Source organism: Rhodobacter capsulatus (assembly GCF_052363175.1).
Lineage (GTDB): Bacteria > Pseudomonadota > Alphaproteobacteria > Rhodobacterales > Rhodobacteraceae > Rhodobacter > Rhodobacter capsulatus_D.
Genome location: NZ_CP198946.1, coordinates 1,680,790 through 1,704,790 on the forward strand (window position 1 = coordinate 1,680,790; position 24,001 = coordinate 1,704,790).

Genomic DNA, 24,001 nt, shown 5'->3' on the forward strand with positions numbered 1-24,001 from the left:
ATCGCGTCCGACCTCCTAGTTTGCCCGCACGGTCGGGCATTCGCCCCGGCATTCCGGACACTCGAGACTTGGAAGGAGGGGCAGATGGCGCCCTCTCAGATCACGCAGGCGGGCAAGCCCGATTCTTCCGAACGCGCGCGCGGGATGCGCACGATGAAGGCGGTGGCGCCCTATCTGTGGCCCGAGGGCATGCCCTGGGTCAAACAGCGCGTCGTGCTGGCGATGGCCTTCCTTGTCGCGGCCAAGGTGATCTCGGTTCTGACGCCGTTCCTCTACAAGGCGGCGGTGGACAGCCTTGCGGGGCAGTCGCGCGACGAAACCTGGCTGCTGGGGCTGGGCGCGGTGTCGCTGACCGTGGCTTACGGGATGGCGCGGCTGATGTCGGTGGCCTTTGGCGAGCTGCGCGATGCGGTCTTCGTGCGCGTGGCGCAACGCGCGCTGCGGGCGCTGGCGCTCGAAACCTTCCAGCACATCCATGCGCTCTCGCTGCGCTATCACATCACCCGCAAGACCGGGGGGCTGTCGCGCATCGTCGAGCGTGGCGTGAAGGGCGTCGATTTCCTGCTGCGCTTCATGCTCTTTTCGGTCGGGCCGCTGATCCTTGAACTGACGCTTGTCACGCTGATCTTCGCCTTCCTCTTCGACTGGCGCTATGCGCTTGTCGTCGTCGGCACGATCTGGACCTATGTCACCTTCACCTTCCGCATCACCGAATGGCGCGTGGCGATCCGCAAGAAGATGAACGACGCCGATACGGCGGCGAACCAGAAGGCGATCGACAGTCTTTTGAACTTCGAGACGGTGAAATATTTCAGCGCCGAAAAGCGCGAGGCGGCGCGGTATGACGCCTCGATGGAACGCTATGAGGGCGCGGCGGTGAAGACCGGCCAAAGCCTCGCCGCGCTGAACGCGGGGCAGACGCTGATCATCACTGCGGGGCTGGTGGCGGTGATGGTGATGGCCGCGCTCGAAGTGAAGTCGGGCAAGCTGACGGTGGGCGACTTCGTCATGGTGCAGGCCTACATGATCCAGATCACCATGCCGCTGTCGTTCCTCGGCACGGTCTACCGCGAGATCCGGCAGGCGCTGGTGGACATGGGCGAGATGTTCGATCTGCTGCATCAACCGGCCGAGATCACCGACAAGCCGGGCGCGAAACCGCTGGCGGTCTCGGGCGGCGCGATTGCCTTCAAGGGTGTCGATTTCGCCTACAGCCCGGAACGGCCGATCCTGAAGCGCATCGATCTGACGGTGGCGGCGGGGCAGAAGGTGGCGCTGGTCGGGCCGTCGGGCTCGGGCAAATCCACGATCGGGCGGCTGATGTTCCGCTTCTACGAGGTTACGGGGGGCGCCATCACCATCGACGGTCAGGATGTCCGCGAGGTGACGCAGGAAAGCCTGCATGCCGCGATCGGCGTCGTGCCACAGGACACGGTGCTTTTCAACGACACGATCCGCTACAACGTCGCCTATGGCCGGGCCAATGCCACGCAAGACGAGATCGAGGCGGCAGCACGGGCGGCGAAGATCCATGACTTCGTGATGTCCCTGCCCGAGGGCTACGACACTCAGGTCGGCGAGCGCGGGCTGAAGCTCTCGGGCGGCGAAAAGCAGCGGGTTGGCATTGCCCGGACGCTGTTGAAGAACCCGCCGATCCTGCTTCTGGACGAGGCGACTTCGGCGCTGGATACCCAGACCGAACGCGACATTCAGGAAAGTCTGGATGCGATGGGGCGGGGCCGCACGGTGATCGTGATCGCGCACCGGCTTTCGACGATTGCCGATGCCGACCGGATCGTCGTGCTCGAAGCGGGCGAGATCGTCGAGGAAGGCACGCATGAGGCGCTTCTTGCGCGCTCGGGCCGCTATGCCGCGATGTGGGCCGCGCAATCGGCCGAGGAAGCGGCGGCCGCAGCCGAGTAGGGGGGCGCCGCCCCCCTCTGCTTCGCATTCACCCCCCGGCGTATTTCCACCAGGAAAAGGCGCCGGGTTTTTCCTGGCTGAAATACGCCGGGGGGAGTCCCGCAGGGACGGGGGGCAGCGCCCCCCTCCTTTTTCGTGACTGCGGCAATGGTTTCCCGGCCTTGGCAATGGGGCGCCCTTGCGTATAGATAGGCCAAAGACGAGGAGCCCGCGCGTGGATCACACCGACAGTTTCATCGATGAAGTCACCGAGGAAGTCCGCCGCGACCGGCTGTTTGCGGCTTTCCGCAAATATGGCTGGATCGGCGTGGTTGCGATCCTGGGCCTTGTGGGGGGCTCGGCCTATGTCGAGTGGAACAAGGCGCAGGTCCGCGCCCGGGCCGAGGCTTTCGGCGATGGCGTGCTGAGCGCGCTCGAGGCGGAAAACCCCGCCGAGGCCGTGGCGGCGCTGCCCGTCGAAGGGCCGCAGGTCGGGGTGGTCAAGCTGCTGACGGCGGCGCAGGCGGCCGAGGATGGCAAGGCAGAGGCGGCGCTGGCCGATCTGCGCGCGGTGGCCGACGATGCGACGCTGCCCGACAGCCTGCGTCAGCTGGCGCGGCTCAAGGCGGTGCTGGTTGCGGGCAAGGCGATGAGCCCCGAGGAGCGCAAGGCCGAGCTTGAGGCGCTGGCGCAGCCCGGCGCGCCGTTCCGGCTGATGGCGATGGAGCAGCAGGCGCTTGATGCGCTGGCGGGGGGCGACAAGCCGGGCGCCATTGCCAAGGCGCGCGAGATTCTCGCTGAAGACGGCGTGACCTCGGGCTTGCAACAACGCGCGACAGAGTTGATTGTGGCGCTCGGCGGCGATCCGGCCGCGAAATAAGGCGCTGCGGGCGCTTTTGCCCGCGCACGGAAACGACAACAAGGCAGGGAGTTTGCGGTGAAGCTGAGGTCGTCGATCGCCGTTCTGGGCGTCGCCATGGTGCTGGCTGCCTGCGAAAAAGAAGTGCATCTCGAAGGCGAGCGGCTGGATCCGCGCGCGGTGCTGGACGGGGCCACGGTGCCCGGTCCGGTGGTGAACGAGAGCAAGCCGGTGAGCCTGCCGCGTGTCGTCGGCAATGCCGACTGGCCGCAGCGGGCGGGCGGGGCGAGCCACAGCCTGATCAACGCCAGCCTTGGCGCAGGCCAGACGCTGGTCTGGTCGGCGCCGGTCGGCGAGGGGCAATCCTACCGCTATCGAATCGCGGCTGCGCCGGTGGCGGCGGGCGGGCGGATCTTCACGCTCGACAGCCGGGCGCGGCTGACCGCGACGGGCACGAATGGCGCGACGCTCTGGGCGACCGATGTCGCCAAGCCCGGCGATCGCGATGATGACGCGACCGGCGCGGGCCTTGCGGTCGAGGGCGGCCGGGTCTTTGTCACCACCGGCTTTGCCGAGCTGATGGCGGTCGAGGCCGCCTCGGGCAAGGTGCTCTGGCGGCAGGATTTCGACGCGGGCGTCGGTGGCGCGCCCACCGTGGCCGATGGCGTCGTCTATGCGCTGGCGCGGGATGGCTCGGCTTGGGCGATCGATGCGCAGGATGGCAAGGTGATCTGGCAGGTGGCGGGCACGCCCGCCGTGGCCGGGATGTCGGGCGTTTCCGCCCCGGCGATCGCAGGTCCATTCGTGATCTTCCCCTTTGCCTCCGGGCAGATGCTGGCAGTTGATCGCAAGACCGGTCTGGCGGCCTGGGACGCGCAGGTGGCAGGTGGCCGTACCGGGCGCGGCTATGCGATCGTTTCGGATCTGACCGGCGATCCGGTGGTGGTTGGCGGCACGGTCTATGCCGGGTCCTCGGCGGGCAAGCTGGGGGCCTTCGATGCGACCACGGGCGAGACCCGCTGGATGGCCGACGAAGGCGCGGTGAGCCCGGTGCAGGTGGCGGGCAATGCGATCTTCCTGATTTCCGATCAGGCGCAGCTGGTGCGGCTTGATGCGGCGACGGGCGCGACGGTCTGGAAGCAGGACCTGCCCTATTACGTCAAGGAAAAGATCAAGAAGCAGCTGGAAATCCACGTCAACCTTGGTCCGGTTCTGGCGGGCAACAAGCTCTTCGTGGTCTCCTCGGACGGGCTCGTGCGCAGCTTCGATCCGGCCTCGGGCGCGCTTCTGGGGCAGGCCGATCTGCCGGGCGGCGCGGCGACCGATGCCATCGTTGCCGGGCAGACGCTTTACGTCGTTTCGCGAAAGGGTCAGCTTCTCGCTTTCCGTTGACCGAAAAGCGGTGTAAGGGGGCGGCTTCGCGGGCGGCCAATGGCCGCGTCAGGAGCATGCCATGAGTTTCACCCTTGCCATCGTGGGCCGCCCGAATGTGGGCAAATCGACGCTGTTCAACCGGCTCGTCGGCAAGCGGCTGGCCTTGGTGGACGACACGCCCGGCGTGACCCGCGATCTGCGCGAGGGCGACGCGCGTCTGGGCGATCTGCGCTTTGTCGTGATCGACTCGGCCGGTCTGGAACTGGCCGAGGATGACAGCCTGCAGGGCAGGATGCGGCGTCTGACCGAGCGCGCGGTCGAAGAGGCGGATGTCTGCCTGTTCCTGATCGATGCGCGGGTGGGGGTGACCCCGGCCGACGAGATTTTCGCCGATATCCTGCGCAAGAAGAATGCGCATGTGATCCTCGCCGCCAACAAGGCCGAGGGCAATGCGGGTGCGGCGGGCGCGCTTGAAGCCTGGAACCTTGGTCTGGGCGAGCCGATCGCGCTTTCGGCAGAGCACGGGCAGGGGCTTGATGATCTTTACGACGCGCTGCAGCCGCTGGCCGATGGCTTTGCGGCCAAGAACGTCGCGCAGATGCCCGAGGTCGATGTCGATCTGCCCGAGGATATGGAAGACGAAGATGCCCCGATCCGCATGCCGACCGAGGCGCGGCCCTTGCAGCTGGCCGTCATCGGCCGCCCGAATGCCGGGAAATCGACGCTGATCAACAAGATCCTCGGCGAGGACCGGCTGCTGACCGGCCCCGAGGCCGGGATCACCCGCGATGCGATTTCGGTCAGCAAGACCTTCATGGGCACGCCGATGCGGATCTGGGACACGGCGGGCATGCGCAAGAAGGCGCGGGTGTCGGACAAGCTCGAGAAGCTCTCGGTCGCCGATGGTCTGCGCGCCGTGCGCTTTGCCGAGGTCGTCGTCGTGCTGCTTGACGTGAACATTCCCTTCGAGGTGCAGGATCTGCGGATTGCAGATTTCGCCGAAACCGAGGGGCGGGCGGTTGTCGTCGCGGCGAACAAGTGGGATCTTGAAGAAGAGAAGACCGAGAAGCTGAAGGAGCTGCGCGAGAATTTCGAGCGCCTGCTGCCGCAGCTGCGCGGCGCGCCGCTGGTGACGGTCTCGGCCAAGACCGGCAAGGGGCTTGATCGTCTGCACAACGCGATCATGAAGGCCTATGAAGTCTGGAACCGCCGGATTTCGACGGCGAAACTGAACAACTGGCTCGGCGCGATGACCGAGGCGCACCCGCCGCCCGCACCGGGCGGGCGCCGGATCAAGCTGCGCTACATCACCCAGGCGAAGACCCGTCCGCCGGGCTTCGTGATCAAGGCGACCCATACCGACCAGATCCCGGAAAGCTACAGCCGCTATCTGGTGAACGGTCTGCGCGCTGATTTCGACATGCCGGGCACGCCCATTCGGCTTTACTTCCGCGATCAGGGGTCCACCAACCCCTACAAGGAACGCAAGAAGTCGATCCCCTCTCGCGGCTGACGAAACATGTCGAGGCGAAGAAGCACGCAGTGCGCAAGGACAAGGGCCTGCCCTCGAAACCGAAGGGGTGAGTTCGCCCCGGCTTTGCCGGGACGACCCGCGGGGGGCTGCGCCCCCCGCACCCCCCGCCTTGCGTATTTTGCCAAGGAAAAGCGAGGCGATGCGCTTTTCGCTTTATCTTGCCCCAAATATCCCGGGGGGCCGAGGCATCGCCTCGGCGGGGCGGAGCCCCAAGGACGCTTCGGGGTAACCGATGCGTGCGGCTCCCCCGAAATTCCTTGACAGCCCCGGTGCCGCCCCGCATAAGCGCGACACCCGGCGGTGAGTCTGCTCTCCGCCGGGGTATCATTTGCAACAACACCCGATGGGGTGCGCTGTCCGAGGCGGGGAAACCCGGCAACACCGATACGGGGCGAAAGCCTCCGGGGGCCACAGGGCGCGGATGAAAAAGGGAAGAACGCATGTTTGCGGTCCTCAAGACTGGCGGCAAGCAATACAAGGTTCAGGCGGGCGACGTGCTGCGCGTGGAACTGATTGCCGCCGTGGCTGGTGAAAAAATCCAGTTCAACGAGATCCTGATGGTTGGCGGCGATGCCGTGACCGTGGGCGCCCCCACCGTGGCCGGTGCCGCCGTGGTCGCCGAGGTGATCGACACCATCAAGGCCGACAAGGTCATCACCTTCCACAAGCGCCGCCGGAAGCATTCGTCGCAGCGCACCCGTGGCCACCGTCAGCAACTGACGCTGGTGCGCGTGACCGAGGTTCTCGCCTCGGGTGCCGAGAAATCGGGCGTGAAGGAAGCCGTGGGCACCGCTGAAGCCCGTCGTGCCGCTCATGGCGCTGCGGCTCCGGCCGAAGTCCCCGCGAAACCGAAGCGCGCCAAAAAAGCCGCTGAAGCTCAGGAGTAATCCCCCATGGCACACAAGAAAGCTGGCGGTTCTTCCCGTAACGGCCGCGACTCTGCTGGTCGTCGCCTTGGCGTGAAACTATACGGTGGCCAGGCGGCCATTCCGGGCAACATCATCATCCGTCAGCGCGGCACCACCTGGTGGCCGGGCGAAGGCGTCATGATGGGCCGTGACCACACGCTCTTTGCCGTCGTCGAAGGCAAGGTGACCTACAAGAAGGGCCTCAAGGGCCGCACTTTCGTTTCGGTTCTCCCGGTCGCGGAGGCCGCCGAGTAAGCCGAACCGGAACCCGGATCAGTTTGGGGGGGATCGGCCACAGGGCCGGTCCCCCTTTCCGTTTCGAGTGTCGCCGCCGGGCGGCCATCGCGGGGAGGGCGGTGGGCCAATCGGTCGCAGTTCAAAAGGGCCGACGGGACGCCCAAATCCTGTCACATGGCTGTCGAGTTTTACGGTTAAAGGGCCAAAACGGCCGGCGTTTGAGGAGAACGCGATGTTTCAGACGACCATATACAACCAGCCGGTGATCGAGGCCGAGCGGTTCATCCTGCGCCCCTTGCGTCGTTCCGATGCCGGGCTGATTTCCATGTATACCGCCGACAAGCGCCTGGCCGAAGGCACCCGCGCGATTCCGCATCCGCTTCCGCCCGGCACGACCGAGAATTTCATCGAACGCTCGATGGCTGACACCCGCACCGAGGATGTCTGGGCGCTGGACGGCTCGGCGCATGGGCTGGCCGAGGTGCTGGGCCTTGTCTCGCTCACCCGCCACGAGGGCGCGCAATCCGAGGTCGGCTTCTGGGTCGGCCCGGGGTTCTGGAACACCGGCTTCGCCTCGGAGGCGGTGGCGGCGCTGATCGCGGCCAATCCGCATCGCGCCCGCACGCTGATCGCCGAAGTGTTTCAGGACAGCCCCGGCTCGGCCCGTGTCCTGACCCACAACGGCTTTGCCTATCTGGGCGATGCCGAGGCCTGGTCGCTGGCGCGCGGCGCCCGCGTGCCGACCTGGACCTACGTCAAGAAACTCGGGTGAACCTGCCCGCGCATCTGACCACGGAACGGCTCGTCCTGCGCCCGCTTGCTGCCGATGACGAGGCCGCCTGTGTGGCGGCATTGGCCGATTTCGAGGTGGTGCGCTGGCTTGCTCCCGTGCCCTGGCCCTATCGGGCCGGGGATTTCCGGATCTTTCTCGCTGATCCCGTCCCGGCCGCGCGATGGGCGATCACTCGCGAGGGCGTTTTCCTTGGCATGATCGGGCTTGATCAGCAGTTCGGCTATTGGCTCGCGCGTCCGGCCTGGGGGCAGGGGCTTGCCTGCGAGGCCGCGCGGGCGGTTCTGTCGGCCCATTTTGCCGATCCGGCCGCCGAGCCGGTGCGCGCGGGCTATTTCGAGGGCAATACCCGCTCGGCGCGGGTGCTGGCGAAGCTCGGGTTTCAGGACCTCGGCAAGGGGGCCTGTGCATTCGCTGGCGCTGGATGCGGTGCTGCCGCATGTCGAGCTCGAACTGAGCGCCGCCGCCTTTCACGCCGCCTGCGCGGGCTGAGAGGGCGGACGGGAGGGCGCTGCCCTCCCGCACCCTCCCGGGATATTTGCAGCAAGATAAAAGCATGTCCCTTTATCTTGCTGCAAATATCCCGGGGGTTTGGGGGCAGAGCCCCCATGCTTCGCTTGCAGATTGGCGCGCGCGCGCGCGTAATCAGACGCCTTGCGAAAGGGGCCTTTACGATGAAATTCCTCGACCTTGCGAAAGTCTATATCCGCTCGGGCGGCGGTGGCGGCGGCTGCGTCAGCTTCCGGCGCGAGAAATTCGTCGAATTCGGCGGCCCCGATGGCGGCGATGGCGGCAAGGGCGGGTCGGTCTTTGCCGAGGCGGTCGAGGGGCTGAACACGCTCATCGACTTCCGCTATCAGCAGCATTTCTTCGCTCAGTCCGGCCAGCACGGCATGGGCAGCCAATGCACCGGCCGCGATGGCGATGACATCGTGCTGAAGGTCCCCGTCGGCACCGAGATCATCGACGAGGACGAGGAAACCGTGATCGCCGATCTGACCGTGCCGGGCCAGCGCGTGCTGCTCGCCAAGGGCGGCAATGGCGGCTGGGGCAACCAGCGCTTCAAGACCGCAACGAACCGCGCCCCGGCCCATGCCAACCCCGGGCAGGAAGGCGTCGAGCGCACGCTGTGGCTGCGGCTCAAGCTCATCGCGGATGCCGGGCTTCTGGGTCTGCCGAATGCGGGCAAGTCGACCTTCCTCGCTGCCGTCTCGAATGCGCGGCCGAAGATTGCCGATTACCCCTTCACCACGCTTGTGCCGAACCTTGGCGTCGTCGGCATCGACGGCAAGGAATTCGTCATGGCCGACATTCCCGGTCTGATCGAGGGTGCCTCGGAAGGCCGCGGTCTGGGCGATCAGTTCCTCGGCCATGTCGAGCGCTGCTCGGTGCTGTTGCATCTGGTCGATGGCACGTCGAGCACGATCACCAAGGATTACCGCACCATCATCGGCGAGCTGGAAGCTTACTCTGAAGAGCTGTTCGAGAAGCCGCGCATCACCGTCTTGAACAAGGCCGATGCGCTGGACAGCAAGACCCTGTCGAGCCGCAAGCGCGCCTTGGAAAAGGCCTCCGAAGGGCCGGTGCTGGTGATGTCGGGCGTCTCGAAAAAGGGCGTGACCGAGGTTCTGCGCGCGCTCTGGGCCGAGATCGAGGAAGACCGCAAGGGCGAAGAAGAGGTGAAGCCGTGGCAGCCGTGAAACCGCAGGTGGGGCAGGCGCAGCGGCTGGTGGTGAAGATCGGCTCGGCGCTGCTTGTCGGGGCCGAGGGGCTGAAAACCGACTGGCTCACGGCGCTGGCGATGGATGTTGTGGCCGCGAAGAAACGCGGCGCCGATGTGGTGCTGGTGTCCTCGGGTTCGATCGCGCTGGGGCGGCGGGTGCTGGGGCTGCCGCTCGGGCCCTTGCCGCTGGAACAGTCGCAGGCCGCCGCTGCGGTCGGGCAGATCCGTCTTGCCCGCGCCTATGAGGAAATTCTCGCTCCGCATGGTGTGACCACCGCGCAGGTTCTGGTGACGCTTGAGGACACCGACGACCGCCGCCGCTATCTGAACTCGCGGGCGACGATGGAGACGCTGCTCTCGATGGGCGTCGTGCCGATCGTGAACGAAAACGACACCGTGGCGACCGACGAGATCCGCTTTGGCGACAACGACCGGCTGGCGGCGCAGATCGCCGTCACCGTCGGCGCCGATCAGCTGATCCTGCTGTCCGACGTCGACGGCTTCTATTCCGCGAACCCGAAGGAAGACCCGACCGCGGTGCGTTTCGAGGTGGTCGAGCACATCACCCCCGAGATCGAGGCGATGGCGGGCGATCCGATTTCCGGCCTGTCCAAGGGCGGCATGAAGACGAAGCTTCTGGCCGCCAAGACCGCCGTGGCGGGGGGCTGCGCGATGGCGATCATGGAGGGTTCGGTCTCGCGCCCGCTGACCGCGCTTTCCGAGGGGGCGAACTGCACCTGGTTTCTGCCCGAGGGCGACCCGCAGGCGGCGCGCAAGCGCTGGATCGCGGCGATGAAACCGCGCGGCGAAGTGATCGTCGATGCGGGGGCCGTGGGCGCGCTGGCACAGGGCAAATCGCTTCTGCCTGCGGGCGTGACCAAGGTCACCGGCCGTTTTGGTCGGGGCGAGCCCGTGACCATCGCGGGGCCGGATGGCGCTGCACTTGGCAAGGGGCTGGTGCGCTACACCGCCGAGGAGGCCCGCACCATCGCCGGGCATCGCTCGGGCGAGATCGAGGCGCTTCTGGGCTATCCGGGCCGCGCCGCGCTTGTCCATCGCGACGACATGGTGATCGGCTGAAGCCTTGGCCCGTGCCTGCCATGACAAGAAAGCACCGCGGGCAGGGCAAGCCTGCCAGCGGCAAGGGCAGGACGGCGGCAAGCCCGCCTGAATTGTCCGGGGCTCAGGCCGAGGCAGAGGCGGCGCGCGGTCCGGCCAACAGCCAGGCGAAGAAGCCGAGCAGCGGCAGCACAAGGATCAGCAGCACCCAGACGAGCTTCTTGCCCGTCGAGACGCGCGATCCCAGAACCGAGATCAGCGCCCAGAGATCGAGCACCAGAACCAGAAGGCCGCCCAGGCCGGTGTAGGTGATGTGATCCATTTCCCCTCCCTCAGGTGGTTTTGGGACCAACGCAGGGAGCCGCGAAAAGGTTCCGGCATGGTTAAGAAGAAAGCCGAGCGGCGGGTGAATTTTGCGCTCACGGCGAAACTGTTCCCTCTGGCGCCGTCGCGGCCATGCTGCCCGCGCAGCCACATGTTGCCATCCGCATTTTTATGCCGTTCTCTTGAGGTTCGGATATCGCAGAGTATCTGCCTTGAAAGTGTCGCCCCTCTTCGCAACCGTCTCCGAAGGAGCCCCTCATGACCAAGTCCCATGACATCGCCGTCCTTGTCGGTTCGATCCGCAAGGGGTCGCTGAACCGTCAGCTGGCCGAAGCGTTGATCGCGCTTGCACCGGAAAGCCTGCGCCTGCGCCTTGTCGAGATCGGGGATCTGGCGCTGTTCAACCCGGATCTGGACGAGGGTACCCCGCCCGAGGCCTGGACCCGCTTTCGCGCCGAGATCGCCAGCGCTGACGGTGTTCTCTTTGTCACCCCCGAGCATAACCGCTCGATCCCGGCGGCGATGAAAAACGCGCTGGATATCGGCTCGCGGCCCTGGGGCAAGAACGCCTGGGCGGGCAAACCTGCGGCGGTGGTCTCGGGCTCGCCGGGCGCGCTTGGCGGTTTTGGTGCAAACCATCATCTGCGCCAGATCCTTGTCGTGCTTGACATGCCCGCGATGGCGCAGCCCGAGGCCTATGTCGGCCATCTGGGGCAAGCCTTCGATGCGGAAGGCAACCTTGTTTCGGAAAATACCCGCGCGCATCTGAGCGCGCTGATGCAGGCCTTTGCCCACTGGGTTGCCCGTCACCCCGCCCCGTGAGGGAGCCCGGGGGGCTGCAATGATCGTCCCGGTGCAATGAAAAGGGGGGAGAGCCTCGCTCTCCCCCCCGCCGCTGTTTCAGGGTCAGGGCTGCCCGCTTAGTCCAGCCGCGCGGCCACCTGATCCGCGAAGGTGTTGACCATCGCGAGGTAATAGGCCTTGGCATCGGTGAAGGCCCCCTTCTTCAGCTTGCCCTCGGCGTCGAGCGCATTCAGTGTCGTCGCATCCACCGTCAGATCGAAGCTGTCGAACTTCGAATTGTCGGTCTGGCTGGTGATATGCACCTTGCCCGACAACCGGGCCTCGGCCACGTCGGTGATTTCCTCGAAGGTGTTGGCCATCGACAGCTCGTCGATGTCGACGGTCACCTTGGCCCCCTGATCGGCCAGCTGACCGACCAGCCGCGCGGTGATCGCGGCCTTCAGATCCTCGGCCAGATGGCCCCAGTACAGCGCGGCCTTCGGGTTCGAGATTGCGGTCAGATCGGCCTGGACGTCGATTTCCTGCACCGGGGTCGCGGCGATGGCAGCGGTGCCCAGAAAGAGCGCGGTGGTGGCGGCAAGAACCTTGCGGATCATGTTCAGTTTCCTTTCGCATGAATGCCGATGTCTTCGGCGTCAGTGAAGACAGAACGCCTCAACCCCGATCTGGTTCCGGATTTTCTTGCAACTCATTGCCAAAAAACAAAAAACCCGCCGCAATCGGGCGGGTTTCGTGGTCGGTGCAAGGGCACTGTCAGCTGGTCAGCGTCTCGGTCGAGGCAAAGAACATCGCCTGGCTGACGGCCGAACGGACCTGTTCCTCCGAGAAGGGTTTGGTGATCAGGAAGGCAGGTTCGGGCTTTTCGCCGGTCAGCAACCGCTCGGGAAAGGCGGTGATGAAGATCACCGGCACCGGCCCGATTTCCTTCAGGATGTCGTTGACCGCATCGATCCCCGAGGAGGCATCGGCCAGCTGGATGTCCGACAGGATCAGGTCAGGGCGTTGCTTTGCGGCCAGCGTCACGGCTTCGGCGCGGGTGCGGGCGATGCCGGTGACAGAATGCCCGATGCCCGCGACGATATCGGCCAGATCCATCGCGATGATCGCCTCGTCCTCGATCACCATCACCCGGCCCGATATCGCCGCTGTCATCTCGCGGTTGGCGGCGGCGATGAGCTGGGCCACTTCCTCGGGCTCGACCTGCATGATCGCGCCGATCTCGGTGGCATTGAAACCCTCGATCGTGTGCAAAAGCAGCGCTTCGCGCGAGTTCGGGGTCAGCCCCGCCATCAGCGCCTGCGCCCTTGCGGCCAGACCCTCGTCCTGCAGGCTGGTCGGTGCCCCGGCGCTCGCCCAGACCAGATGGAACGCGTGAAACAGCCCCAGCTTCGGACGGGCGGCCGCCTCGATCACCGCCGGATCGAACAACAGGCTTTCGAGCGTTGCCACCGCATAGGCATCACCGCTTTGTTGGTTGCCGGTCAACGCGCGCGCGTAACGACGCAGATAGGGCAGTTCGGCGGCAATCGCCTGCGACAGGTCGAGAGGGGCGGTGCTCGTCATCGTTTTCTCCCAAAAAACGCGGTCTTTCGGGGAACCAACGCTGGTCCCCCGCGTTTGGTTCCGTGAAGACTGGCGCAGGCGGCGAGAAAGAGCATGGCAGAGGACAAGAACACGCAAAAGGGGCGCGAAGTGATGGCCGAAGGGCTGCGCCGCGACATTGACGAGAATCTGAAGCGCGTCTTCGAGTCCGCGCTCGATCCGGAAATTCCTGATCGTTTCAAGGATTTGCTGGCGCAACTTAAAGCGCGCGGAACAAGCCGATGACCCCGGCCGATCCGCGCGACGAGCTGGCCACCCATATCCCGGCACTGCGGGCCTTTGCGATTTCGTTGACCCGCAATGCCACCGAGGCCGACGATCTGGTGCAGGAGGCGATCCTGAAGGCTTGGGGCAACTTCGACAAGTTTCTTCCGGGCACCGACATGCGGGCCTGGCTCTTCACCATCCTGCGCAACACCTTTTATTCGGCGCGGCGCAAGACCCGGCGCGAGGTGGCCGATCCCGACGGGCTGCATGCGGCGCAGCTGGTCAGCCTGCCTGCGCATGACGGGCGTCTTGCGATGGCCGATTTCACCCGCGCCTTTGATCAGCTGTCGCCCGAGCATCGCGAGGTGCTGATCCTCGTCGGCGCGAACGGCTATTCCTACGAGGAGGCGGCGCAGATGATGGGCGTAGCCACCGGCACGGCGAAGAGCCGCGCCAACCGGGCGCGGGCGCGGCTGTGCGAGCTGCTTGGTCTGGCCGAGGGCGAGACGGTGTTGATCCCCGCCTCTGCCAGCGGGGCGGCTGCACCGGGGATGGGGCCGCAAGCGGTATGATCCGGTGGCGCCGCGGTACGGGCGGCCTTGGGCTGCGTCTGACGGTGATCATGGGGGCGGTGCTGACACCGCTCGCCGTGCTCAGCTATGCGCAGACGCTGGCCACCGAGCGCGCCGCCGAAAACCGGCTGCGCGCGGCGATCCTGGGGGAAACGCTGATGGCCGCCACGCCGCAGGTCGATCTGCTGATGCAGGCGCGCGGCACGGTGATGGCGCTGGCCGCCAGCCTGCCGCAACTCGCCGCCGATCCGGAGGCGTGTTCCGCCTATCTGCGCCATGTCGCCGAAGAGGCCGGGCGGGATTATTCCTTTCTCGGCTTCGTGCCGCTGGATGGGCATATCACCTGCGCCTCGACCGGAGCGCCCTATGATCTACACAACAGCGACTGGCTGTCCGACCTGCGGCAAAACCCGCGGCCAAAACTGACCGTGAACCGCGACGGACCGCTTTCGGGCACTGCGATCCTGAACCTGTCGCTGCCCGTCACCGATGCGGCGGGGCGGTTGATCGGCTTTTCCTCGATCTCGATGCCGCAATCCGAATTTCAGTCCCGCGGTCTTGGCCCCTCTGGCAGTGTCGGTCAGCCGCTTGCCGTGGTCACTTTCGACGCGGCTGGCACGGTGCTGACGGCCACGACCGGGCTTGATGACGCCGCGCAGATGGTTCCGGTCGATCACGCATTGGCGGATCTGGCTGCCGACCGGGGCCAGAGCTTTCTTGACCGCGCTCCCGATGGGCAGGAGCGTGCCTTTGCCGTCGTGCCGCTGTGGGAGGGCGAGTTGTATCTGCTCTCCTCCTGGCCCGCCAATGCGCTGGAGGAAGCGCGGCTGCTTTCGGGCTGGCCGCCTTTCGCCTTTCCGGCGCTGATGTGGGCCGCGAGCCTGGCCGTGGCCTGGATCGCCGCGCACAGCCAGGTCTTGGGCCAGATCCGGGCGCTGCGCGCCTCGATCACCGCCTTTGCCGAGGGCGAACGGCGCTTGCCGCCGCTGCGTCTGACCGGTGCCGCGACCGAATTGCGCGACGTCGCCGAGGCTTACGAGCGGATGACACGGGCCGTGCTGCAAGACGAGGCGCATCTGGAAAACGTCATTCACCAGAAGGAGGTGCTGCTGCGCGAGGTGCATCACCGGGTGAAGAACAACCTGCAACTGATCGCCTCGATCCTGAACATGCAGCTGCGCCGCGCCCGGACCGACGAGGCCCGCGCGGCGATGCGCAACGTGCAGGAGCGCGTGCTGAGCCTCGCCACGATCCATCGCGAACTTTACCTGACCTCGGGGCAGACCGATATCCGCGCCGATGAACTCTTGCCGCGGATTGCGGCGCATATCCTCAAGATCGGCACGACGCCCGAGCGGCGCTTCGATCTGGATCTGCGCGTGGACGAGATCCGGCTGGTCCCCGATCAGGCGGTGGCGGTGGCGCTGTTTCTGGCCGAGGGGCTCGACAATGCGCTCAAGCACGCCTGGCGCGGCCCGCGCGGCATCGCCTCGGTGGGTGTCAGCTTCACCCGTGCCGCCGAAGGGCGGGTTGCACTGCGGGTGACAAACACGCTCGCCCCGCCCGCGGAGGGCACGGTGCCGGATCTGGGCGCGCTGCTGCCCGCCTCGGACGGCTTTGGCGAGAAGCTTCTGGCGGCCTTTGCCAGCCAGCTCGACGGCAGTTTCACCCGTGGTCCCGAGGCGGGCCAATATGTGCTGCGGCTGAGTTTCATCCCGGCCGCACTGGAGGCGGGTGAGGAACGCCATCGCCGCGGCGAGAGCTGACGGGAACCCGAAGGCCCGTTGCGCGTTTCCTTCCTGCAGGCGTCAGGGCACGGCGCTGCGGCAACCACCACATCACGGGAGAGACATCATGCTGGGTTGGGCCCTGACATTCATGGTGCTGGCGCTGATCGCCGGTGCGCTTGGCTTTGGCGGGATCGCGGGGGCCTCGGCCTCGATCGCGCAACTGCTCTTCGTGCTGTTCCTGATCCTCTTCGTCGTGGCGATGATCGCGCGTGCCCTGCGTGGTCAGCCGCCGCTCTGACGCGGAATCGGAACCTTGCGAAGGACGCCTCTCCGGCCCCCCGGAGAGGCGTTTTATCAGGCCGAACGGTCGAGCGGGAAGCGCAGCACGACCCGCGTTCCGCCCCCCGCACAGGCAGAAAAGTCAAGCGTTCCATTCAGTTGTGCGCTGAACTGTTGCGCAAGTCGCAGCCCCAGACTTTGCGACTGTGTGGCATCGAACCCTTCGGGCAGACCGCGGCCATCATCGCGGATCTCGACCTCGGCCTGGTCCCCGGCGAGCCGCGTCGACAGGGTGATGGTGATCCGCCCGCCCGCGGGCAGACCATGTTCCAGCGCATTCGACACCATCTCGACCGCGATCAGCGCCACCGGGCTGGCCTGATCGGCGGGCACCGGCAGCATCCCCGGATCGAAGACCAGCCGCACCCGATCCTGCAGGTTCGATGCCGCGACGATCTCGGGCAGCGTCGCCTGCATCAGCGCGCCGATCTCGGTCACTTGCCGCGCCGGATCATGCAATTGCCGCTGCACCGAGGCGATCACGCTCAGCCGCGCGGCGGCCGATTGCAGCGCCCGCCGCCCCTCGGGGTCGCGCATCTTGCGCTCTTCCATCCGCAGGATCGAGCTGATCACCTGAAGGTTGTTCGATACCCGGTGCTGAAGCTCGTGGAACATCAGCCGGTTCTGTTCTGCCATCTTCGCCGAGGCCGCGCGTTCCTGATCAAGCTTGCGCAGCGCAAGGCGCGTCAGATGGATCAGCAGCAGTTCCGTGGCGACGATGAAACCATAAAAGGCCATCGCCACCAGATCTGGGCCGCTCGGCGTCCGCAACCCGCCGGGGGCGACGAAAAACACCCAGGCGACGAGCCCCGAGAACAATGCGGTCACGACGGCCGCGCGGGTGGAAAGGAAAAAGCCGACCAGAAAGATGAGCGGGAAGAAGGTCAGGAACGGATAGCCGGGCGGCAGGCTGCCTTCGAGGGCAAAGCGCAGCGCTACGGCGAGCGCAAATCCCCCTGCGCTGCCGCCCCATTCGACGGATGGGCCGCGTGGTCGGGCCATCAGAGCACGCAGAAGTTTCATTGCACCGATCAAAAGATGTTTTCTCGATGCTTATTCACTTTCTTGCGAAAGTAAATGCTCTCCGGGCCTTGTCGTGGCTGTCCGATTTTCCGGCTGCGCGTGCAGCGCCGGAAACTTCTCCGCACACCCAGACGAAGCGATCGATCGAGACGATCTTCCTCAGCGGGAAACGGAGGCCGGTGGCCTCCGTTTTCTTTTTTCAGCCGACGATCCGGTCCAGAATCCGGGCCCAGCTGCGGATGCCCTTATGGAAGCTTTCGAGGTCGTATTTCTCGTTCGGGCTGTGGATCTGGTCGTCGTCCTTGCCAAAGCCGATCAGCATCGCATCCATGCCAAGGATGTCCTTGAAATAGCCCGCAATCGGGATCGAGCCGCCGCAGCCGACGAAGGCCGCCGGGCAATTCCATTCCTCGGTCAGCGCGGCGCGGGCGGCCTCGAAGGCGGGGTCACTGATTTCCATCACCGAGGCGGGCGAGCCGTTCGGCGCCTTCCAGTCGAGCGTGACGTCGGGGGGCAGTTGTGCCTCGATCCAGGATTTGAACGATGCAAGGATCTTCTCGGGGTCCTGGTTCGACACCAGACGGAAGCTGACCTTGGCCGAAGCCTCGGCAGGCAGCACGGTCTTGAAGCCCGCGCCGGTATAGCCGCCCCAGATGCCGTTGATCTCGGCGGTCGGGCGCGACCAGATCTGTTCAAGCGGCGTGCGGTCGATCTCGCCTGCGGGCGTGGTCAGGCCGACCCCGCCCAGGAAGGACGCGTGATCGAAGCCAAGGCCCTGCCACTGCGCGCGCACGGCCTCGGGCAGGTCCGCCACATCGTCATAAAAGCCCGGCACGGTGACGCGCCCCTGATCGTCGTGCAGCTGCCCGAGGATGCGCGTGAGCACCCGGATCGGGTTGATCGCGGCACCGCCGAACATGCCCGAATGCAGGTCCTTGTCGGCCGCCTTCAGGGTGAATTCGATCTTGGCGAGACCGCGCAGCATCGTCACCACGGCAGGCACCTTGTCGGCGAAAAGCCCGGTGTCGCAAATGAGCGCGAGCGAGGCTTCGCCCAGTTCCTCGGCATTGTCCTTCATGAACGGGATGAGCGAGGGCGAGCCCGACTCTTCCTCGCCCTCGAAGAAGATCGTCAGGTTGCCGGGCAGGGTGCCATGCACCTCTTTCCAGGCGCGGCAGGCCTCTAGGAAGGTCATCAGCTGGCCCTTGTCATCGGCGGCGCCGCGGCCGCGGATCACCACGCCTTTCGATGTCTCCTCAAGCGCCGGATCGAAGGGGTCGCGGTCCCAAAGTTCAATCGGATCAACGGGCTGCACGTCGTAATGACCGTAGAAAAGGATATGCCGTCCGGGGCCCGCGTGCCGCGCCACCACCATCGGATGACCGGGGGTGGGCCGCGCCGAGGCGGTGAAGCCCAGCGATTTCAGCTCCTGCACCAGCCAGGCGGCGGCGCGGGCGCAATCGCCCTCAAAAGCGGGGTCGGTCGAGATCGAAGCGATGCGCAGAAGGTCGAGCAGCCTGTCGCAGGCGTCGGGCAAAGTGTCGTCGATACGGGCAAGAACGGCGTCGAGTGTCATTGAAGGGCCTCCATTCGGCGAAAAGCCTAACAGCCACGGGGGGCGATGGCCAGAGCGGCAGGCGGGGCCGGGAGCCGGATTTCGGCCGTCTTCGCGCAAGAATATTATGCACCGGGATGCGACAATTTAGAACTCCCCTTTCCGGCCGGATCGGACTAAACCTGTGCGCGCCGGACAGGGCCGATGAGCCGACCCGGCGATCCACAACCAAGTGCTAAAAGCCAGGGGTGACAGACATGGACTACAATCTCGCGCTCGACAAAGCGATCCAGAAGCTTCACGACGAGGGACGTTATCGCACGTTCATCGACATCGAACGCGAGAAGGGCGCCTTCCCCAAGGCGCAGTGGAACCGTCCCGATGGCGGCAAGCAAGACATCACCGTGTGGTGCGGCAACGACTATCTGGGCATGGGTCAGCACCCGGTCGTTCTGGCCGCGATGCATGAAGCGCTGGAAGCGGTTGGGGCCGGTTCGGGCGGCACTCGCAACATCTCGGGCACCACGGCCTATCACCGCCGTCTGGAAGCCGAGATCGCCGATCTGCACGGCAAGGAAGCCGCGCTCGTCTTCTCGTCGGCCTATATCGCCAACGATGCCACGCTGAGCACCCTGCGCGTGCTTTTCCCCGGCCTGATCATCTATTCCGACAGCCTGAACCACGCCTCGATGATCGAGGGGATCAAGCGCAATGCCGGGCCGAAACGGATCTTCCGTCACAATGACGTCGCCCACCTGCGCGAACTCATTGCCGCCGACGATCCGGCCGCGCCGAAACTGATCGCCTTCGAATCGGTTTACTCGATGGATGGCGACTTCGGCCCGATCAAGGAAATCTGCGACGTCGCCGATGAATTCGGCGCGCTGACCTATATCGACGAAGTGCACGCCGTCGGCATGTATGGCCCCCGCGGTGCGGGCGTGGCCGAGCGGGACGGTCTGATGGACCGCATCGACATCTTCAACGGCACGCTGGCGAAAGCCTACGGCGTCTTCGGCGGCTATATCGCCGCTTCGGCGAAGATGGTCGATGCCGTGCGCTCCTATGCGCCGGGGTTCATCTTCTCGACCTCGCTGCCGCCGGCGATCGCCGCGGGCGCGCAGGCCTCGATCGCCTTCCTGAAAACCGCCGAAGGGCAGAAGCTGCGCGACGCGCAACAGCTGCATGCGAAGATCCTGAAGATGCGCCTGAAAGCGCTCGGCATGCCGATCATCGACCACGGCAGCCACATCGTTCCGGTGGTCATCGGCGACCCCGTGCACACCAAGGCGGTGTCGGACATGCTCCTGTCGGATTACGGCGTTTACGTGCAGCCGATCAACTTCCCGACGGTGCCGCGCGGGACCGAGCGTCTGCGCTTCACGCCCTCGCCGGTGCATGATCTGAAGCAGATCGACGGGCTGGTTCATGCCATGGATCTGCTCTGGGCCCGGTGTGCGCTGAATCGCGCCGAGGCCTCTGCCTGAGGCATTCTGCGGATGCACCGCCCTCGGCTTTATGCTAGGGATTCGTCAAGAATTCGGGACCGCAAGGTTCGAATCGGACAAACCACACCGAGGGCGGGACAGGCAGATGATCAGGTGGAAGGTCAAACCTTCGACGCAGGTTGAGGCCGCGCAAAAAGGCTTCGACGACTTCGACATGAAGCTTGGCGACATGCTTCGCGGCGAACGTGCGACCCTGTCAAAATCGCTTCTTGATGTGCAGCGCGAGCTGCGCATCAAGGCGGTCTATATCGCCGCCATCGAGAATTGCGACCCCAGCGCTTTCGAAAGTCCGTCCTTCATCGCGGGCTTCGTGCGCTCCTATGCGCGCTATCTGGGGCTTGATCCCGACTGGGCCTTTGAACGCTTCTGCAAGGAATCGGGCTTCACCCCCACGCATGGTCTGGCTGCCGCCGCCTCGGGCCCCAAGGCGCCGCGTCGCACGGCCGATCTGGCCTCATCGCTGGCCAATCCGAATGCTTCCTTCATTCCGAAACAGGCGCCGATCTGGACCAAGATCGATCCGCGCGCCGTGGGCTCGCTCGCCGTCGTCGTGATGGTCGCGGGCGGCATTGGTTATGGCGCCTGGTCGGTGCTGCAGGAAGTGCAGCGCGTGCAGCTGACGCCGGTCGATCAGGCCCCGGGCGTCGTGGCCGAGATCGACCCGCTGCAATCGGTGACCCCGGTGCAGACCGCCGAGGCCTCCGACCTGCCGCCGAGCGCCGCGACCGAGGAAGCCTTCGACCGTCTTTATCGTCCCGCCGCGCTGGAAACCCCAGTGCTGATCGCGCGGGATGGCCCGATCGCTGCGATCGACCCGCGCGAGGCGGGCGTCCTGCCCGGTCAGGCGCAGGCGATGACCGAAACCGCGCCGATGATGCTGGCCGATGCCGGGGCCACGGCCGCTGAACCCGGTCAGGTGCCGGTCGTGCATGCCCTTGGCGCCGCGGCCCCCGAGGTCGAGGTTCTGGCCGTGCGTCCGTCCTGGGTGCGGATCACCGCCGCCGATGGCTCGGTGATCTTCGAGAAGGTGATGGATGCGGGCGAGCGCTTCGCCGTGCCGAAACTGGAAGAACCGCCGAAACTGCGCACCGGGGAATCGGGCGCGATCTATTTTGCCGTCAATGGCGTCGCGCACGGGCCTGTGGGCTCGAAAGGCGCAGTGACGAAGAACGTCGAGCTGTCGGCGCAATCGCTGGACGCCAAATATGCTGTCGCCGACATGTCGGCCGATGGCGATCTGGCGAAGCTGGTCGCGGTGGCCGATGCCTCTTCGGTCGTGCCCGGGGCCGCGACGCCCGAGCAGTAACAGTCTTTCGAACGCGACAAAGCGGCCGTTGCCCTTGGGCGGCGGCTGTCCTATTTCTGGGGCAGCAATCCGGAGGCCTTCCCATGTCGCTCAATCCCCATCGTCCGTGGCGGAACATCACCCGCCGTCCCTCGCGCAAGATCTGGGTCGGCAAGGTGCCGGTGGGCGGCGATGCGCCGATCTCGGTGCAGACGATGACCAACACCATCACCTCGGACGTCAAGGCGACGCTGGGGCAGGTGCTGCGCGCCGCCGATGTCGGCGCCGATATCGTCCGCGTCTCGGTGCCCGATGAAGACGCGACCCGCGCGCTGAAGGAAATCTGCCGCGAAAGCCCGGTGCCGATCGTGGCCGACATCCATTTCCACTACAAGCGCGCCATCGAGGCGGCCGAGGCGGGCGCGGCCTGTCTGCGCATCAACCCCGGCAACATCGGCGATGAAAGCCGCGTGCGCGAGGTGATCAAGGCCGCCAAGGACCACGGTTGCTCGATGCGGATCGGGGTGAATGCGGGCTCGCTGGAAAAGCACTTGCTCGACAAATATGGCGAGCCCTGCCCGGAGGCGATGTTGGAAAGCGGCATGGATCACATCAAGATCCTGCAGGACAACGATTTCCACGAATTCAAGATTTCGGTGAAGGCGTCGGACGTCTTCCTGGCCGCCGCCGCCTATACGGCGCTGGCCGAGGCCACCGATGCGCCGATCCATCTGGGCATCACCGAAGCCGGTGGGCTGATGGCGGGCACGGTGAAATCGGCGGTCGGCCTTGGCAACCTGCTTTGGGCGGGGATCGGCGACACGATCCGCGTCAGCCTTTCGGCCGATCCGGTCGAAGAGGTGAAGGTCGGCTACGAGATCCTGAAATCGCTCGGCCTGCGCACCCGTGGCGTGCAGATCATCTCCTGCCCCAGCTGCGCGCGGCAGGGTTTCGACGTGATCAAGACGGTGGACGCGCTGGAGCGTCGGCTTGAGCACATCAAGACGCCGATGAGCCTGTCGATCATCGGTTGCGTGGTGAACGGCCCCGGCGAGGCGCTGATGACCGATATCGGTTTCACCGGCGGCGGCGCGGGCTCGGGCATGGTCTATCTGGCGGGCAAGCAAAGCCATCGGCTGTCGAACGATCAGATGATCGACGAGATCGTGCGGATGGTCGAAGATCGTGCGGCGCAGATCGCGGCCGAGGAGCAGGCGGCGGAATAACTCCCGCCCGGGCGGATTTCACGGCGCGTCCCGAAAGGGGCGCGCCGTTGCGTTTCAGACCAGCGCGCCGTCGACGAGACGGGTCTTGCCGCCCAGATAGGGGTGCAGCACGGCGGGCAGGGTGACCGAGCCATCGGCTTCCTGACCGTTCTCCAGCACCGCGATCAGGCAGCGCCCGACCGCCAGACCCGAGCCGTTCAGCGTCGCGACGAATTCGGGCTTGCCGCCCGCCGCGGGTTTGTAGCGCCCGTTCATCCGCCGCGCCTGGAATTGCCCGCAGGTCGAGACCGAGGAGATTTCGCGGAAGGTGTTCTGCCCCGGCAGCCACACTTCAAGGTCGTAGGTCTTTTGCGAGCCAAAGCCCATGTCGCCGGTGCACAGCACGATGCGGCGATAGGGCAGGCCGAGCGCTTCCAGAACCGCCTCGGCGCAGCCGGTCATCCGCTCGTGTTCCGCAATCGCGTCTTCGGGGCGGCAGATCGTCACCATTTCGACCTTTTCGAACTGGTGCTGGCGCAGCATCCCCGCGGTGTCCTTGCCCGCCGAGCCCGCTTCCGAGCGGAAGCAATTCGTATGCGCGGTCATCCGGCAGGGCAGGGCGGCCTCGTCCCAGATCTCGCCCGCGATGAAATTGGTCAGCGTGACTTCCGCCGTCGGGATCATCCACCAGCCGTTCGTGGTCTCGTAGCTGTCCTCGGCGAATTTCGGCAGCTGCCCGGTGCCGAGCATGGTTTCGGCGCGCACCAGAACCGGGGTGATTGCCTCGGTCAGGCCGTGCTTGTCGACATGCAGATCGATCATGAATTGCGCCAGCGCCCGGTGCACGCGGGCGACGCCGCCGCGCAGCACGACGAAGCGGGCGCCCGAAAGCTTCGCCGCCGTCTCGAAATCCATCGCTTTGCCCACGGCGGAAAGCTGATAATGTTCAACGGGTTTGAAGGTGAAGCTCGGGATATCGCCCCAGCGCTTCACCTCGACATTGCCCGCCTCGTCCGCGCCTTGCGGCACTTCGGCAAGCGGATTGTTCGGGATCCACATCAGCTTGTCGCGCAGCTCGGCATCAAGCCGCCCGGCCTCGGCCTGCATCGCCGCGACTTCGGATTTCTTTTCCGCCACCAGCGCACGCAGCCGTTCGAATTCGGCCTCGTCGCCCTTGGCCTTGGCGGCGCCGACCTCTTTCGCGGCGGCATTCTGCGCCGCCTGCGCGGTCTCGGCCGCCAGGATCGCGGCGCGGCGCCGCTCGTCAAGCGAGAGCACCTCGGCCGACAGCGGTGCCAGCCCGCGGCGGGCCAGATCGGCATCGAATTGAGCGGGGTTTTCGCGGATCGCGCGGATGTCGTGCATGGGGCTCACCTGTGATCGGGGTTGCCCCCGCGTTTAGCACAATTGCGACCCGAGAAAAGCCCCGGCTGCGGCCCGGATGTGACGTTGGCGCTTCGG

At 65.9% G+C, this 24,001-nt stretch carries 23 protein-coding genes and 1 pseudogene; 18 read left to right on the forward strand and 6 right to left on the reverse strand.

Going from position 1 to position 24,001, the window contains the following annotated elements; all coding sequences use genetic code 11:
- Positions 1–84: 84 nt before the first annotated feature.
- From ACTTAI_RS09275 to proB, 10 genes and pseudogenes are all read left to right on the forward strand, one after another.
- Positions 85–1,923 carry an ABCB family ABC transporter ATP-binding protein/permease gene (locus tag ACTTAI_RS09275; RefSeq protein WP_444455442.1) on the forward strand — a complete coding sequence of 613 codons (1,839 nt, stop codon included), beginning with the start codon at positions 85–87 and terminating at the stop codon, positions 1,921–1,923.
- Positions 1,924–2,137: 214 nt separating this feature from the next.
- Positions 2,138–2,782, forward strand: coding sequence for a hypothetical protein (locus ACTTAI_RS09280; protein WP_444455443.1), 645 nt, complete (start codon positions 2,138–2,140; stop codon positions 2,780–2,782).
- Positions 2,783–2,845: 63 nt separating this feature from the next.
- Complete coding sequence (locus ACTTAI_RS09285; protein WP_444455724.1) at positions 2,846–4,153, forward strand: outer membrane protein assembly factor BamB family protein; 1,308 nt, start codon at positions 2,846–2,848, stop codon at positions 4,151–4,153.
- Between the two features lie 61 nt (positions 4,154–4,214).
- A complete protein-coding gene (gene der / locus ACTTAI_RS09290) occupies positions 4,215–5,648 on the forward strand; it encodes a ribosome biogenesis GTPase Der (protein ID WP_444455444.1) in 1,434 nt (477 codons plus the stop codon).
- Between the two features lie 461 nt (positions 5,649–6,109).
- Positions 6,110–6,556, forward strand: coding sequence for a 50S ribosomal protein L21 (gene rplU, locus ACTTAI_RS09295; RefSeq protein WP_444455445.1), 447 nt, complete (start codon positions 6,110–6,112; stop codon positions 6,554–6,556).
- A 6-nt stretch (positions 6,557–6,562) separates the two neighbouring features.
- Positions 6,563–6,832 (forward strand): 50S ribosomal protein L27, encoded by a 270-nt coding sequence (gene rpmA / locus ACTTAI_RS09300; RefSeq protein ID WP_013068008.1) that lies wholly within the window; start codon positions 6,563–6,565, stop codon positions 6,830–6,832.
- 214 nt (positions 6,833–7,046) lie between these two features.
- Positions 7,047–7,586, forward strand: coding sequence for a GNAT family N-acetyltransferase (locus tag ACTTAI_RS09305; protein WP_444455446.1), 540 nt, complete (start codon positions 7,047–7,049; stop codon positions 7,584–7,586).
- Positions 7,583–7,978, forward strand: a pseudogene (locus ACTTAI_RS09310) (GNAT family N-acetyltransferase); the annotation flags it as partial. The gene ACTTAI_RS09305 and the pseudogene ACTTAI_RS09310, both read left to right, overlap by 4 nt.
- Positions 7,979–8,278: 300 nt before the next feature.
- A complete protein-coding gene (gene obgE, locus ACTTAI_RS09315; protein WP_444455725.1) occupies positions 8,279–9,304 on the forward strand; it encodes a GTPase ObgE in 1,026 nt (341 codons plus the stop codon).
- Positions 9,292–10,407 carry a glutamate 5-kinase gene (gene proB / locus ACTTAI_RS09320; protein WP_444455447.1) on the forward strand — a complete coding sequence of 372 codons (1,116 nt, stop codon included), beginning with the start codon at positions 9,292–9,294 and terminating at the stop codon, positions 10,405–10,407. Before obgE ends, proB begins: the two co-directional genes overlap by 13 nt.
- Before the next feature lie 103 nt (positions 10,408–10,510).
- Here the strand turns inward: proB and ACTTAI_RS09325 are convergent, their stop codons facing one another.
- Positions 10,511–10,708, reverse strand: a complete 198-nt coding sequence (locus ACTTAI_RS09325; protein ID WP_444455448.1) for a PLDc N-terminal domain-containing protein — start codon at positions 10,706–10,708, stop codon at positions 10,511–10,513.
- Between the two features lie 260 nt (positions 10,709–10,968).
- Here ACTTAI_RS09325 and ACTTAI_RS09330 point away from each other — a divergent pair, with 260 nt between their 5' ends.
- Positions 10,969–11,532: an NADPH-dependent FMN reductase gene (locus ACTTAI_RS09330; RefSeq protein WP_444455449.1), complete on the forward strand. Its 564-nt coding sequence runs from the start codon at positions 10,969–10,971 to the stop codon at positions 11,530–11,532.
- Positions 11,533–11,630: 98 nt separating this feature from the next.
- On the opposite strand, the gene ACTTAI_RS09335 is transcribed toward ACTTAI_RS09330, so the two are convergent.
- Both ACTTAI_RS09335 and ACTTAI_RS09340 read right to left on the reverse strand, forming a co-directional pair.
- A complete protein-coding gene (locus tag ACTTAI_RS09335; RefSeq protein WP_444455450.1) occupies positions 11,631–12,110 on the reverse strand; it encodes a hypothetical protein in 480 nt (159 codons plus the stop codon).
- A gap of 157 nt (positions 12,111–12,267) precedes the next feature.
- Positions 12,268–13,077 (reverse strand): response regulator, encoded by an 810-nt coding sequence (locus ACTTAI_RS09340; protein WP_444455451.1) that lies wholly within the window; start codon positions 13,075–13,077, stop codon positions 12,268–12,270.
- Positions 13,078–13,170: 93 nt separating this feature from the next.
- Between ACTTAI_RS09340 and ACTTAI_RS09345 the strand changes: the two genes are divergently transcribed.
- From ACTTAI_RS09345 to ACTTAI_RS09360, 4 genes are all read left to right on the forward strand, one after another.
- Complete coding sequence (locus tag ACTTAI_RS09345; RefSeq protein WP_444455452.1) at positions 13,171–13,341, forward strand: NepR family anti-sigma factor; 171 nt, start codon at positions 13,171–13,173, stop codon at positions 13,339–13,341.
- Entirely contained in the window at positions 13,338–13,895 is a 558-nt protein-coding gene (locus tag ACTTAI_RS09350; RefSeq protein ID WP_444455453.1) for an RNA polymerase sigma factor, read from the forward strand. The genes ACTTAI_RS09345 and ACTTAI_RS09350 overlap by 4 nt, the downstream gene beginning before the upstream one ends.
- Complete coding sequence (locus ACTTAI_RS09355) at positions 13,892–15,661, forward strand: sensor histidine kinase (protein ID WP_444455454.1); 1,770 nt, start codon at positions 13,892–13,894, stop codon at positions 15,659–15,661. Before ACTTAI_RS09350 ends, ACTTAI_RS09355 begins: the two co-directional genes overlap by 4 nt.
- A gap of 88 nt (positions 15,662–15,749) precedes the next feature.
- Positions 15,750–15,923: a DUF1328 domain-containing protein gene (locus ACTTAI_RS09360; RefSeq protein WP_444455455.1), complete on the forward strand. Its 174-nt coding sequence runs from the start codon at positions 15,750–15,752 to the stop codon at positions 15,921–15,923.
- Positions 15,924–15,979: 56 nt separating this feature from the next.
- Here the strand turns inward: ACTTAI_RS09360 and ACTTAI_RS09365 are convergent, their stop codons facing one another.
- Entirely contained in the window at positions 15,980–16,987 is a 1,008-nt protein-coding gene (locus ACTTAI_RS09365; RefSeq protein ID WP_444455456.1) for a sensor histidine kinase, read from the reverse strand.
- A gap of 199 nt (positions 16,988–17,186) precedes the next feature.
- A complete protein-coding gene (locus ACTTAI_RS09370) occupies positions 17,187–18,563 on the reverse strand; it encodes a M20/M25/M40 family metallo-hydrolase (protein ID WP_444455457.1) in 1,377 nt (458 codons plus the stop codon).
- 236 nt (positions 18,564–18,799) lie between these two features.
- Here ACTTAI_RS09370 and hemA point away from each other — a divergent pair, with 236 nt between their 5' ends.
- The 3 genes from hemA to ispG all read left to right on the forward strand — a co-directional run bounded on the left by hemA (position 18,800) and on the right by ispG (position 22,561).
- A complete protein-coding gene (gene hemA, locus ACTTAI_RS09375) occupies positions 18,800–20,029 on the forward strand; it encodes a 5-aminolevulinate synthase (protein ID WP_444455458.1) in 1,230 nt (409 codons plus the stop codon).
- Between the two features lie 106 nt (positions 20,030–20,135).
- Entirely contained in the window at positions 20,136–21,356 is a 1,221-nt protein-coding gene (locus ACTTAI_RS09380) for a helix-turn-helix domain-containing protein (RefSeq protein WP_444455459.1), read from the forward strand.
- Positions 21,357–21,439: 83 nt separating this feature from the next.
- A complete protein-coding gene (gene ispG, locus ACTTAI_RS09385; protein ID WP_444455460.1) occupies positions 21,440–22,561 on the forward strand; it encodes a flavodoxin-dependent (E)-4-hydroxy-3-methylbut-2-enyl-diphosphate synthase in 1,122 nt (373 codons plus the stop codon).
- 54 nt (positions 22,562–22,615) lie between these two features.
- Here ispG and serS read toward each other — a convergent pair whose 3' ends face one another.
- Entirely contained in the window at positions 22,616–23,905 is a 1,290-nt protein-coding gene (serS, locus tag ACTTAI_RS09390; protein ID WP_444455461.1) for a serine--tRNA ligase, read from the reverse strand.
- Positions 23,906–24,001 lie beyond the last annotated feature (96 nt).